This window comes from Phragmitibacter flavus (genome assembly GCF_005780165.1).
GTDB lineage: Bacteria > Verrucomicrobiota > Verrucomicrobiia > Verrucomicrobiales > Verrucomicrobiaceae > Phragmitibacter > Phragmitibacter flavus.
Genome location: NZ_VAUV01000005.1, coordinates 297,633 through 310,714, shown reverse-complemented (window position 1 = coordinate 310,714; position 13,082 = coordinate 297,633). Strand labels below are relative to the sequence as shown.

14 protein-coding genes are annotated in these 13,082 nt (G+C 52.0%); 9 read left to right on the top strand and 5 right to left on the bottom strand.

Features of this window, described 5'->3' with window-relative positions; genetic code table 11:
* Window positions 1-315: 315 nt before the first annotated feature.
* From FEM03_RS08135 to FEM03_RS08120, 4 genes are all read left to right on the top strand, one after another.
* The gene (locus FEM03_RS08135) at window positions 316-1,440 is read left to right on the top strand and encodes a Fic family protein (protein ID WP_206170922.1); all 1,125 of its coding nucleotides are present in this window, start codon (window positions 316-318) and stop codon (window positions 1,438-1,440) included.
* A gap of 312 nt (window positions 1,441-1,752) precedes the next feature.
* A complete protein-coding gene (locus tag FEM03_RS08130; RefSeq protein ID WP_138085700.1) occupies window positions 1,753-2,115 on the top strand; it encodes a DUF6876 family protein in 363 nt (120 codons plus the stop codon).
* Between the two features lie 570 nt (window positions 2,116-2,685).
* Window positions 2,686-3,726 (top strand): AAA family ATPase, encoded by a 1,041-nt coding sequence (locus FEM03_RS08125; RefSeq protein ID WP_138085699.1) that lies wholly within the window; start codon window positions 2,686-2,688, stop codon window positions 3,724-3,726.
* Window positions 3,686-6,184, top strand: coding sequence for a S8 family peptidase (locus FEM03_RS08120; RefSeq protein WP_138085698.1), 2,499 nt, complete (start codon window positions 3,686-3,688; stop codon window positions 6,182-6,184). Before FEM03_RS08125 ends, FEM03_RS08120 begins: the two co-directional genes overlap by 41 nt.
* Before the next feature lie 38 nt (window positions 6,185-6,222).
* Here FEM03_RS08120 and FEM03_RS08115 read toward each other — a convergent pair whose 3' ends face one another.
* Both FEM03_RS08115 and FEM03_RS08110 read right to left on the bottom strand, forming a co-directional pair.
* A complete protein-coding gene (locus FEM03_RS08115; protein ID WP_138085697.1) occupies window positions 6,223-7,482 on the bottom strand; it encodes a Y-family DNA polymerase in 1,260 nt (419 codons plus the stop codon).
* A gap of 36 nt (window positions 7,483-7,518) precedes the next feature.
* Window positions 7,519-8,151, bottom strand: coding sequence for a LexA family protein (locus tag FEM03_RS08110; protein ID WP_138085696.1), 633 nt, complete (start codon window positions 8,149-8,151; stop codon window positions 7,519-7,521).
* Window positions 8,152-8,190: 39 nt separating this feature from the next.
* On the opposite strand from FEM03_RS08110, the gene FEM03_RS08105 reads away from it, so the two are divergent.
* From FEM03_RS08105 to FEM03_RS08095, 3 genes are all read left to right on the top strand, one after another.
* Entirely contained in the window at window positions 8,191-8,952 is a 762-nt protein-coding gene (locus FEM03_RS08105; protein WP_138085695.1) for a hypothetical protein, read from the top strand.
* 269 nt (window positions 8,953-9,221) lie between these two features.
* Window positions 9,222-9,455, top strand: coding sequence for a hypothetical protein (locus FEM03_RS08100; protein WP_138085694.1), 234 nt, complete (start codon window positions 9,222-9,224; stop codon window positions 9,453-9,455).
* Window positions 9,456-9,515: 60 nt separating this feature from the next.
* Window positions 9,516-9,815 (top strand): hypothetical protein, encoded by a 300-nt coding sequence (locus FEM03_RS08095; protein ID WP_138085693.1) that lies wholly within the window; start codon window positions 9,516-9,518, stop codon window positions 9,813-9,815.
* A gap of 99 nt (window positions 9,816-9,914) precedes the next feature.
* On the opposite strand, the gene FEM03_RS08090 is transcribed toward FEM03_RS08095, so the two are convergent.
* The 3 genes from FEM03_RS08090 to FEM03_RS08080 form a co-directional block, all read right to left on the bottom strand.
* Window positions 9,915-10,181, bottom strand: a complete 267-nt coding sequence (locus FEM03_RS08090) for a hypothetical protein (RefSeq protein WP_138085692.1) — start codon at window positions 10,179-10,181, stop codon at window positions 9,915-9,917.
* Between the two features lie 138 nt (window positions 10,182-10,319).
* Complete coding sequence (locus tag FEM03_RS08085) at window positions 10,320-10,811, bottom strand: thermonuclease family protein (RefSeq protein ID WP_138085691.1); 492 nt, start codon at window positions 10,809-10,811, stop codon at window positions 10,320-10,322.
* A gap of 44 nt (window positions 10,812-10,855) precedes the next feature.
* Window positions 10,856-11,317, bottom strand: coding sequence for a hypothetical protein (locus tag FEM03_RS08080; RefSeq protein ID WP_138085690.1), 462 nt, complete (start codon window positions 11,315-11,317; stop codon window positions 10,856-10,858).
* 521 nt (window positions 11,318-11,838) lie between these two features.
* Between FEM03_RS08080 and FEM03_RS08075 the strand changes: the two genes are divergently transcribed.
* Both FEM03_RS08075 and FEM03_RS08070 read left to right on the top strand, forming a co-directional pair.
* Window positions 11,839-12,759, top strand: coding sequence for an ArdC family protein (locus FEM03_RS08075; protein WP_206170921.1), 921 nt, complete (start codon window positions 11,839-11,841; stop codon window positions 12,757-12,759).
* Window positions 12,759-12,953, top strand: a complete 195-nt coding sequence (locus tag FEM03_RS08070; RefSeq protein WP_138085688.1) for a hypothetical protein — start codon at window positions 12,759-12,761, stop codon at window positions 12,951-12,953. Before FEM03_RS08075 ends, FEM03_RS08070 begins: the two co-directional genes overlap by 1 nt.
* The last annotated feature ends 129 nt before the right edge of the window (window positions 12,954-13,082 follow it).

Below are 13,082 nucleotides of genomic sequence, written 5' to 3'. Positions count from 1 at the left end.
GGCTGTGAGTGGTGTAAAATTGCGCTATGGTCTGACAAGGCAAATCACAAGCCATGCAGCTTGCGTGCGATACCGCAATTCATTTTATTTAACAAGTCTTTAGCGTCGTCCATTTTTGCAACCATTCAGAAACATTGCCTGGAATCGCAATCCATACGACAGTATGCGTTGTTAATGCGTCAACTGGTGAGTTTGCAAGTCGATCTGTATTGAAAACGCGTAAAAACATGATTTTTATGAGCATGTGTAATAAAACTAGATTTATTCCTCAAAATAGTGCAAAATTGTGAGGTATAAACAGCGGGGCTTTGCATCATGGTCGATATACCAATCTGGAACTGGCAGCAAGAAGACTGGCCACAATTCCGCTATGACACTGCTAAACTGTCTGGCCTAGAGGCTGAATTCCTCCGCAATTCCGGCATTTTCATAGGAGCCATCAAGCATGTCACTGACGATGACCGCCACCAGCTCATCGTTGAACTGATCAGTGATGAAGCCCTGAACACTTCCGAGATCGAAGGCGAAATACTCAACCGGGACAGCCTGCAATCCTCCATCCGCCGCAATTTCGGTCTCACCACGGACAACCGCAAGATTCCGGCAGCCGAGCAAGGCATCGCTCAGATGATGGTGGAACTCTACCGCCAGTTTGACACTCCCCTGTCGAACGAGCTTTTGTTCCACTGGCATGAAATGCTCATGAACGGCAGGCGTGACATCAAGGATGTAGGCGGCTACCGCACCCACGATAGCGCCATGCAGGTCGTATCAGGACCGCTTCATGAACCCAAAATTCATTTTGAAGCCCCTCCATCAAAATCCATTCCAGCCGAAATGAAGCGGTTCATCGAATGGTTTGACCGGACAGGACCGGGCGGAAAATCCCCCCTGCCGATCCTGACCCGCGCCGGTATAGCGCATCTGTATTTCGTCTGCATCCACCCCTTTGAAGACGGCAACGGACGCATTGGCCGAGCCGTGGCTGAAAAGGCTATTTCAGAAGGGCTGGGGCATTCTACCCTGGTTGCCCTCTCCCAGACCATCAACCGCGCCCGTAAAGTTTACTATGCGATGCTGGAGGGCAGCAACAAGCACAATGAGATCACAGACTGGCTCGTTTATTTTGCACAAGCTGTCCTCGACGCCCAGGCTCAGGCGCAAAGAATGGTTGAGTTCATCATCGCCAAGACAAAATATTTCGACCGGCTTCGCGGCCAGCTCAACGACCGGCAGCAAAAAGCCATCTTGCGCATGATGCAGGAAGGACCGGACGGGTTCAAGGGCGGACTCAACGCCGAGAAATACATCAGCCTCACCGGCACATCCCGTGCAACCGCCACCCGCGACCTGCAAGACCTTGTGGAAAAAGATGCTCTGATTCAGGTCGGGAGCCTGAAAAGCACCCGCTATCACCTGCCCATCACATTCAAGCTGTAGCACCGTCCGTCTGGCTAATCTCCGCAACTGTGCGGTGAATAGCGGTTGTATTCCCCGCAACTCTGACAAGCGAACTGTCGGCATTACCGTCCTTTACAGTGAACCGGCTGTCTCCGTAAAGCAGGGTTCTATGCCCGTCTCCTCCCCGGTTCCCCTCTTGGCATTTTTGGAACGTAGCATCCGCGCTGTCCAGTCAATACCCCGCCCGCTCCATTCGCTGCGCTCCCGTGTTGGGCATGACAACAGCCAGCTCAAACGTCTGCTTTTCACGCTCCCAATCCCATCGGGGAGAAACCAGAAACAAGGAGCTTTATGTCACAGAAAACCCTAACCGAGACCGATCTTCGCCAGTTCACCGGCACCGAACAATGGTATCGCCATCCCTTCGCACGCAAGGTGCTCTACACCGACGGGGTCAAACATGTCGCCGACTGCGGAGAAGCCTACTGGCTGCTTGATGAGATCGCTTTTGCACAGGGAATCCCTGTTATCGCGGCAGAACAATTCCAGCTCTGGCGGCTAAAACTCACTTCTACCAATTCGGCAAGTCTTGACTGCGAAGACGGCAACATGAACCTCGTGTTCACCAAGTTGATTCCGTTCACGGATTTCCCACTGGATGAAATCACATTCTTTTTCACAGACAACGTCCTTATGCTGCCAAGCGAATACTGAAGACACGATCCTCCGCCCAGGAATGTCTTGGGCGGACGGTTTGAATATCCATTAAATATCCAATTATGTCCATTACTGAGCCATTTTGAAGCGCCTGAACCGTATGGGGAAAAGACTTTCCCTCGCCGCTACGATGTGAGCGGCTACCCATTCTAACGGGGGCACCCCGTAACGCCCCGGTTGCCCGCCCCCCTCAAGCAACTCCCGCCATTTTCGACTCTTCCGGGCAAGCCCTACATCATCGACAACGGCCAGTTTGCTTCCCTCCCCCATCAGAACAGACCCGTCCCGCTTCCAATGCCAGCAGCCACGTCGCCCGCCTCTCCGCCTCCAGGGCCCGCCCGGCATCTCCTCCGCGCTGGTTCCGTTCCCAAAATGCAGGCCGCGCGCACTGCTCACAGTCTGAAATTTCGAGAGTGCACCATTTTCTGCCTTCGCATTGAGATGCTTTTACTACGGTCTTTTCAGATTCACGACGTATTGTAGCACAAGACGCCTGCAGGTCTTGTTTCCCGCATCGAATTGTGATATTCGTCTAGCGTCAACCGTTAAAATTTTCATTCCAACTTCATGGCCACAGCGCGTCAAATTCTCGAATTGCTCAAAAGTCATGTGGCTGGAGATGATGAACGCTTTCGCACAGCCGCCCTACAGGTTGCGGCGAATGAGGCTAGGAAAGGGCATGATGATCTTGCCAAACAGATTCAAGAGCTCATCTCAAAAGCTCCACGAATTGCGCAATTCCCTTCACAGACAAAAACAAATTCTATAAATTTTGCACGGCCGCAAGGGGAGCTGGCCGGACTTCTCGAATTGATCCAGCCGACGGTTGCTTTGCAGCAATTGGTGCTCTCACCCGACCTCAGTCGCCGTCTCAAGCGAGTCGTGAAGGAACAGCAACAATTTAACAAACTTCGCGAACACGGATTAAGGCCACGCCAGCGTTTGTTACTTCTCGGACCTCCCGGATGCGGAAAAACAATGACAGCCCATGCTCTCGCTCACGAGCTAGGACTTCCGCTCTTTGTGCTTCGGCTTGATGCGCTTTTCACCAAATTCTTGGGCGAAACGGCCTCTAAACTTCGCATTGTCTTCGACGCAATCGAATCACATCGTGCGGTATTTCTTTTTGACGAATTCGATTCATTGGGTCTTTCGCGTGGTGCCCAGTCTGATGTGGCAGAAATGCGTCGTGTTCTCAACAGTTTCCTTGTTTTCCTAGAGGGTATGCGCGGGCATAGTCTGATTATCGCTGCATCAAACCATCCTGAGTCGCTGGACGACGCGCTCTTCCGACGTTTTGATGACATTATTGAATACACACTCCCATCTCAGGATGAGCTGAAGGCAGTTTTTGAGCAACGACTTGCTAATGAAATGCGTTCTGCTATAAATTGGAAAAAAATCCTCGATGCTTCTGCAACCTTGAATCTCGCTGAGGCCGTTAGAGCTGCTGATGATGCCGTCAAAGAAAGACTAATTGAACAAAAACCGAAGCTTACAACGGCACTTCTGCTGAAGGCTATTGATGAGCGTGTCAAACGAACCAAACGCAAACCCATAGAAAGTCATGGCGCAAGAAGAACAAAGAAAGCGCCACCTACGCGTTGAACGATTTTATTCTCAAAAGGATTACAAGTCCAAGAAAAGAGGTAATTCCCCTACTACACCCACTCGTCACAATTTCGCGGGGCATGGGAGGGCACTTGATCGACAGATCCAATCCATAGACGCTAGCTATCAGGTGCTTGCACAAAGCTGGGAAGGAAATGAATCTATCAAGGCTCGGGGAATATCTGTAGAACTTGAGAGTGCGCCAAATACTTTTATTCCGGTAGATCGGCTTATTGAAAATGGGTGGGAATTGCTGAATGAGCGAACAGTTCAATCTGGCCATACGCTGCTGAACAATCAGACCTGGTTTGTGCCCGACGGAAAACTCTCGGTCCTCGATGAAATAGTAAATAGTTATCTGACTCAGAAACACAGAGGCAAACCCCTATATCGACCGCTCGTTGAAGCTATTGAACGTGTCCACTTAGCCGCAGCCAAGGAACTATGGACAGAAACGGAACCCTTTCCTGCAAACGACGAGCTATGGTTAGAAATATGGTTGCGACGCGGTGCTTCCGAAAACGAACGCGAGGTCATTCTAAAACAATTTGTAATCCTCGCTGAGCAACAAGGTATTCGCGTTGGGAAAGGTAGGATCAAATTACCTGAACATACGATTCTTGCAGCGTTCGGTCGTGGAAGTGATTTTGCAAGGGATGTTGCAGTGCTCAACTGCATTTCTGAGATTCGACGAGGTCGTGACTACGCTGACGTATTTTCCGGCATGCTTCCATCCGAGCAAATTGAATATGGAGATGATCTGCTGGTGCGAATCTCAGATTCAGATCCTAATGCACCATGGATCAGTGTTCTGGACACTGGAATCAATCGTGGCCATCCGATGCTCGAAAAGCTCATCGGAGAAGAGGATAACATGACCATTGAACTAAGCTGGAGCTCAGGCGATGATGACAATCACGGAACTCTTATGGCCGGATTGTGTCTGTATGGCGACTTAGCTGGAATACTTTCAGGAACCCAACGCGTTGAAATGCCTGTAAATGTGGAGGGCGTAAAAATAGTGCCGCCGCCTCTTCAAAAAAATACTGATGAAAAACTCGCTGGCTACTATACAGCGCAGGGTGTTTCTCTATCTGAGGCACGCAGACGCGATCGGAGAAGAATCTGGTGCATCACCACCACGATGTCAGAACCCAATCAAGCGATTCCCACATCATGGTCCTCGCAAATGGATAATTTAGCAGCGGGAGTTGACAATGAAGGGGAGTTGCGTCGACTTTTGTGTTTAAGCGCAGGAAACATTCCACAAGATTTATGGAAAGACTATCCGGCGTCTAATTACCAACACACAGTTCGCAATCCAGGACAGTCATGGAATGCACTTTGTGTTGGCGCGTATACTGAGTTACAGACGATTCGACTCGCTTCTTCGTATACTCCTCTTGCAATTCGTGGTGCGCTCTCACCAGTCAGCAGCACGTCCATTGAATGGGCTAACCATTGGCCAAATAAACCTGACATCGTTTTTGAAGGCGGAAACGCAGGCTATCAAGCGGCTAACCATTCTACCCTGAATCTCGACGAACTGATGTTACTATCCACCCACGCTCAATACAATGAGGGCGTGTTCGGCACCACATCCGGAACGAGTCCAGCCACAGCTTTGGCTGCCAGAATGGCGGCCATCCTGATGGCGGAATATCCCGATTACTCACCTGAGACCATCCGGGGATTGATGATTCATTCCGCTCATTGGACAGATGCGATGGAAACAACAATCCCACGAGAAAAAAGTCGGCTGAAATCCGATAGGGCTACCTTTCTCTTGCGAACGGTTGGCTATGGCGTGCCAAATCTTCGTCGCGCCATTGAATGCTCTAAAAATAGCGCAACCCTGATTTCTGAATGTCAAATTCAGCCCTTTAAGATTGAAGGTGAAAAGACTCTCTTCAACAAAATGCATCTCCACAGTCTGCCTTGGCCAGCAAATACCCTGACTACCAATCCGACTGAAAAAGTAAGAATGCGCGTCACGCTGTCCTACTTCATCGAACCCAACCCAGGCAATCGTGGTTACACATCACAGTTCCGCTACGCAAGTTGTGCTCTCAGGTTTAAAGTGTCGGCTCCTGGCCAGGCAGCCGAAGATTTGAACGCCGATGTAAACAAAATCGCATCAGACGAATTTATTACAGATGACAGACAACACGTCAGAGGCTCAACCGACGGTTGGCTACTCGGCCAGGAATGCTTCAAGGGCTCGATTCACTCAGATATGTGGGAGGGCTCTGCCGCTGATTTAATCAGCATGAAACACATTGCGGTCTATCCCGTTACAGGATGGTGGCGCACGCGATCCAGCCATGACCGAGCGGAGGCGATAATGAACTACTCATTGATCGTGTCGATTGAGTGCGCAAAGGAAAGTGTTGATATTTACAGCGAAATCGAAACCGTTATCGAGAACACGATTATGCTCCAACAAACTGTTTAATGAATTGATTGAGTAAGAGTCTACTGAAATCGGCTCGTTCAGTTCGCGTATGCGATCACCAGTTCATTCATGTCAGTGGTATAGCGCGGGGAACGGAGGTCGCGCTTGGTGAACCATTCGCGCTTCACTCCAGACCCAGCAAAAACTACCGTGTTCCGACCCATTTTCTGGTTCAGCTCATCCATGGCCTTCATCAAGGCATGGTTCCGCTCCTTCTTGACCGGAGCGAACAGCTCAAGATTTTCCGTTCCTTCTGCAACCATCTCCGAAAGCTCCAGCCCGCATTTCATGTAGCGGTGCCCTGCCTTGAAAACCTGTTTCAAAGCAGCCACGGCAAAATGACTCAAATCCAAAGTGTCATTCGTCGGGAACGGGAGTTTTATCGGCAACTTGCCGTAATAAAAAGGCTCATTGGGGGCATGCGGACTTGTGTGCAGGAAGACCATCATACGCGTTGCCAGCAGCCGGTTATGCCGCAGCTTCTCCCCTGCCCTCGCCGTATGCGTAAGCAGTGCTTCGCTAACGGATTCCATAGCAGTCAGCCTCTCTGAAAAGGAACGCGAGACACAAATACTCTTCTTGGCCGGAGGCGTGAACTCAAGCTCATGGCATTTGATGCCGCGCAGCTCCCAGGCAATGCGAAGCCCCACCACATGCATGTTCTTCCGAATCCAGTTGTCAGGCATTGCCCGGAATTGCTCTGCCGTGCCGATCCCGTGCTTTGCAAGGAAGCCAGCCGACTGCCGCCCAATCCCCCACACATCTTCTACAGGGAAACTCACAAGCGCAGCCGTGATTTCCTCAGCGGTGAGCAGCCCGCAAACACCCACATTCACCAGAGCTTTTTTGGCGATCCTGTTCGCAACTTTGCTCAGGGTCTTTGTCGGCCCGATGCCGACACTAACCGGAATCCCCGTCCACTGTTTCACAATGCGGCGCAGGTTTGCCGCATGTTCAAGCGGCTTCCCGAACCCATCCATATCGAGGAACGCCTCATCAATTGAGTAATTCTCAATGACCGGCGTGTGCAGCAGCAAGGTCTGCATCACCCGCGCCGACATGTCGCCATAGAGTTCGTAATTTGAGGAAAACACCACCACGCGGTTTTTCTCCATCAGCTCTCGCCCCTTGAAATAAGGCTCGCCCATTTTGATGCCGAGGGCTTTTGCCTCATTAGACCTGGCGATAACACAGCCATCATTATTCGACAGAACTACGATGGGCTTGCCTTCAAGCGAAGGGTTGAAAACCCGTTCGCAGGAGGCGTAAAAATTATTGCAGTCAACCAGGGCAAACATATCAGGCTCCCGAATTTTGCGCTTGCAGCGGCATGTTCAGGAAGCCTTTTTGGTTTTGGAAGGGGCTACCGAACCAGTCGCGCCCATTTTGATTCGGGACATCTTCTTGCCTTTGCCTTTGGAGCCATTGGCGTTCCTGTGCATGTTGAAATTCCCGGTGACGACACCCCACACCACAAGATCGCTCAGCGCCCCGACGATCACCGGCTCAAATTCTTCATTGTCAGGACACAAGACCACTGTCTCCCCTTCCAGCCGCAGGCGTTTGCACGTCACCTGACCGTCAACCGAGGCAAGCACCACGTCACCATCCGCAGGGTCAAGCCCACGGTCGCAAATGACAATAGAGCCATCATTGATGCCTGCATTCTTCATCGACCAGCCGGAAATGCGCACCAGGAATGTGGCTGCCGGTCGCTGCATGAAATACTCCACCAGCTCCTTAACGGTGAATGTCGTTTCAATGAAGTCATCCGCAGGAGACACAAAACCCGCAGGAGCCACCGACGAAAACAGCGGTATGCGAATATCGGAGCTGATGAAACGGTAAATGTCATCGGTAAGGCTCACTGGCACCCGAATGCGGGTGGTAGGCTCCTCATATTGCGCGAATTTCCGAGGCCTTCCGGCACCGTCCCGCTTCCCGCCAAGTTTGTTGCTTCGCTCCATTCCGGCAGGTGTAAACTGATTTTGGGACAAAATCAAGTGATGCCTTTCACTCCCCCACTACCACACCGGGCAAGTGCCATCTGTGGAGGCACTTTAAAACCAGGGTTCACAGGCGCTAAGCCACTTGCCCTCGAACCTCTGCAATGCCTTGACTTTCGCCACGCTTTGGGTGAATGCGGCAGCAATTCCGCCTCTATGATCCGTCGATTTCTCCTTCCCGCCGTCGCCCTGATCGGCTTTTCAGCAGCTTTACCCGCTCAGACTGAACAGCAAAAGGCCACCATGAAACTGATTGACCGCGCAGGCGAACGGCTGATGCTCGGCGACATTTCTGCCCTTGATGACGTGAAGGGACTGCCCGGTGATGATGCCGTTGCCGTGCTCATCATGTTCTTCAAGCAGTATCATTACGAGTTCAAAGCCACGGACGGACAAAAGGCCATCGCTGCCAAAGCCGCCCAATACATCACAGAAGCCCCAACTGCCGAAGACTACATCACCCGCCTTTTCAAAAAAGAGGAAGGCCGCCCGAAATCCGGCCTTCTCACCAACTACCGATCAGCCACCCTCGACAGCCTGACCTCTGCAAAGAACGGCTTTGCCGTCAGTTTATTATTTCAACTCATGGATGAATCCAACCTGGATGTTCCAGTCGGTGACTTCTCAACCGCACTTGCCAAGATGAACCTGCCGGATGCGCCATTCACCAGAGATTCGCGCAAAGGGGCAACGACCCCGGACGGTATCGCGAAATGGAAAGCATGGTGGGAAACCAACAAGGCGAACTACGCCAAACCTTGAAGCACTGCCGTCCCGGCATTGTGTGGGCGCAATAGGCTGGCAAACGCCTATCAAGCATCAATATCAGCGCAGTTCTGTCTGCTGAAAGAATTCTGATACAGACCTTCCGGTTCTCCCGACCGGCATTTTGGGAAACGTAGCAGCCGCGCAGGGCAGTCAATACCCGGCCCGCTCCAAGAATCCGTGTTGGGCATGACAACACCCTGCTTCACCGGCTGCCTTTCACGCTCCCAATCCCAGCGGGGAGAAACCAATTGAAAGGAGTCTTTATGAATCAGAAACCAGCACACGAGATCAGGAACGGCAGTATAAAAGCCACCATCTGGCTCAATGACAGCAAGGGCAAACCACGCCACACCGTCACCGTAAACCGCAGCTTCAAATCAGGAGATGCATGGCGCCAGTCAGGAAGTTTCCACAGGTCTGACATTTCCAAGCTCATCACTACCCTAACCGAGGCCGAAGCATGGATTGCTTTGATCGAACCCACTGCTGCTGAATAGCAGCACATGCCGCGCTTCACAGCGCGGCATTTCAACCCCCAAATCACAAAGGAGTTCACCATGACCAAAATCGAACAGCACGAGATCACATGGAATTCAGGCCACGTCACTATCCGCATCGGAATCACCTTCGACACCTCATACGGCATTGTAGAGCATCTGGTTGTCCAGTCACTTGAACCGGAAAATGCCCCGCTCCCAATCACCGGCACCGGCTACCGCTCACATTTTGTTCCGCCTGGGACAGTCGAAGCATACGGCGGACCGCTTGCAGCCACCAAGACCCTTCTTGATGAAGCAGCCGCGTTACCTGAATGGCAGGAATATCTTTCTTCAGTCCGCCAAGGTTCACTTTTTTGATTCGGGAGCGAATCACCAGCGGATAAATCATTTCGCTAGCTGCGCAGGATGCGGCGGCTTCCGCGCAAAAAAAACGTCCTTATGACACGGATCAAGTCGCTACTTGGTTTTTGCTGATTTAGCCCACCGGCGGCGTTGAGCCTCAGCAATCTTTTCTCTCGCTTCCGGCGACATCACTCTTTTTGCTTTTACCGCCTTTTTAGCCTTCCCCCTTTTTTTGGGAACTTCCGACGTTTCGGCTGCTGCTTCAACGGCTACGGCAGAAGGGGCTTTTTTTGTCCCCCAAATACCGGCAAGTTGAGCTTCGAGGGCTTCAATTTTCTCAGCCACGGCAATGGCTTGTTTGATCTGTTGGATAGATGGCATAGAGAACTAAATAAAGAGGCAACCTGACGGATGCAAGTATTTCTGAACCAGACGCTTCTTTCGAATGACGCTTAAACCATTTCTTTATCGGCAACACCCCGTAACGCCCCAGCCTACCTTTGGCAGAGCAAGCCCGCCTTACCTCCCCGCGTTTGTCCTCTTGGCTTTGCGCCACAGCCAGGGCGGGGTGGGCTTTTTATCCTGCCACAAGCCAAGTTTCAATTCCCGCGCACGCTGCTCTGCTGCCCTCAGTTCCGGGTCTTTGCTGTATTGAAGATACTGCCACGCCATGCCCTGTTCAACTAGTGCGAGGTTCACCCATTTCTTACCAACATAAACGTCCCCTATCGCCCTGCGGTAGCGGTCATTGCCCTGCACATCCACCCTTACCCGCTTTCCAAATACCATGTCAGACAGCGCTTTCTTTGAAGCCGCGCTAAAAGGCTGCGCTGATTCCGGGGCATCTATGGAGGCCAGCCTGATCTTGAGCTGAACTTTGTCTTCATCCACTATGGTGATCGTGTCCCCGTCATGCACTCCCACCACTTTACCGGTTACGCTGTATTCAGCCGCATTCGCAGGCACCAGCCACAGAACCATTAGGGCTGTTAATGCCAGCCTTTGAATCATCCCTGTTTTAATCATTCACACTTCCCCTGTTTCGGTTGTCCCATTCATTTTGCCTTGGTTTCATCCATTATGTAATGCCATGCCTCATGGCATCCTTTCGAAAAATCCGTGAAATCGTTCACCACGTTCGAGCAGTAGGCGATGAATTTGTATAAGGTCTTGGTTTTGCTTCTGGACGGTTTGAGGGCTGAGGTCGGCAGCACGAAATAAGCTGCCCTGTCGAACCAGTAGGCGATCACGAATTGTGCGGAATTGCGTTCAGATTCAGTCAGCGTGAAATGAAGCGTTGTCCTGTTCGCCTGCTTTTTGATTACGTTCTGTCGGGTCTTCACCTCGATCTTGATGGTTTTTCCATTCCCTATCAACACAAGGTCACATCCATGTTCAGCGTAGTTCCGGTATACGCGCCAGTCTGCGCTCTCATGGAGTCTCATGCAGAGCTGCAAAAGTGCGGAGGATTCCCCAATATCCTGAAGGAGTGCTTTAAGGTTTTGTGTCAGTTCCATGTCTGGTTGCAGTTTATGGGGTTTCTCTATTCCATACAACAATGAACGCAAGTGGGGGGAAAAGCCTTTCCCTCGCGCCGACTTCGTGAGGCGCTACCCATTCTAACGGGGGCACCCCGTAACGCCCCGAGCTTCCAGCTCCCTGCCCCTTTGGCAGAGTCCGCCGCCTTTCCACCGGACACTGCCAACTGCCACGTCCTGCTGCACCTGCACAGGAAGCAGCCGTCCCGGCATTGCCTTCCGCTGCGCTTCAGTCTTCACCGTTCCGGTCTGTCCCCGTGCCAATTAATTACCGCTTAAAAGCGGCATAGTTTGACGCTCCCGTTCCCTGCGTTCACTCCTGCATCTCTAACTGCCTCGCGGGTGTTCGCTCCGTCAAGGGCATCCAAAGGTGTCCCCAAATTGTCCTCTCTCGTGCCTCGATGCGGGACTTTGGGAGATACCCCTCCTTTAGACCCTCCCTTGACTGCCCGCCCACTCCTCCGGCTGGGGTCACGCATGTTTTTGCAAAGGCAAAGCATATGCAAAAACGCATCGGAGGAAACAATATGAAACAAGACATCTACCAACAAGTTACAGACCGCATTATCACCCAACTGGAACAAGGAGTTGTTCCGTGGAAATCACCCTACTTCTCAAAGGTGGGGTTCCCGCAGAACTTTTCAACAGGCAAAGCCTATCAGGGAATTAACGTCTTCCTGCTTGGAAGCCTTCGCTTCACATCCCCCTATTTTCTGACCTTCATTCAGGCCAAAGAACTTGGCGGACATGTCAGGAAAGGTGAACGCGGTTCGCTGGTCGTTAAATACGGCACCTATACCAAAGAGGACGAGCACGCAGCCACAGGGGAAGACCCGGAAACCCGCCGCTTCCTGAAGGCCTACACCGTCTTCCATGCCTCGCAGATCGAAGGCATCGAGTTTCCTGCAGTGGAAAATCTGCCCGAACTTTCCTTGACGGAAAAGACCGCCCGCGCACGTAACATTGTGGCAGGAATGCCAAACGCTCCCGTTATCAAGGAAGGGAAAGCAATCCCCTGCTACCGTCCCGGAACTGACAGCGTCCACATGCCGGAAGCGGGATTTTTTGGCAGTGAAGAAGAGTATTATTCCACACTATTTCACGAACTGGCGCACAGCACCGGCCACAGTAAACGCCTTGCCCGCAAATCCCTGCTTGAGAACAAGGGCATTGACGCAGGCGGAGACACTGCAATCAAGACCTACGCCGAGGAAGAACTGTTGGCCGAAATGGGGGCTTCATTTCTGAACGCCCACGCCGGAATCATGGAAGACGAGCTTTCAAACTCAGCCGCCTACCTGCAAAGCTGGATCAATGCCCTTAAATCCAAGGACGCAAAAGGCTGGATCATTCGCGCAGCCTCACAGGCGCAAAAGGCCGCGAACTACATCCTGAACACTCAACCAGAGGAGGTCGCATAATGAACTTGCTCCTTTCCCTCTCTGATGCCGAGCTGATGGAAACGGCAGACCTCACAGATGCGGAGTATGATGAGCTGGAAAGCCAGCTTGCCCTCCGCGCTGCATGCCTGGGCTGGACTGGCAACCCGATGCGCCAGCCAGTTGAAACCGTGGCCGCAATCGTTCGCAATATTATTCGGAAGCGACTTCTTTGAAGCCAGCATAGGCAGAGCAGCAGGCGCACCACTCGCTTGCTCGCTTTGCTTTCAACTTCGGAAAAGTCCCCGCCCTGCCCGTCCCTGGGTTTTGCCTCCGGCCTATGAGTGAAGTAACCCCCCCCTTGG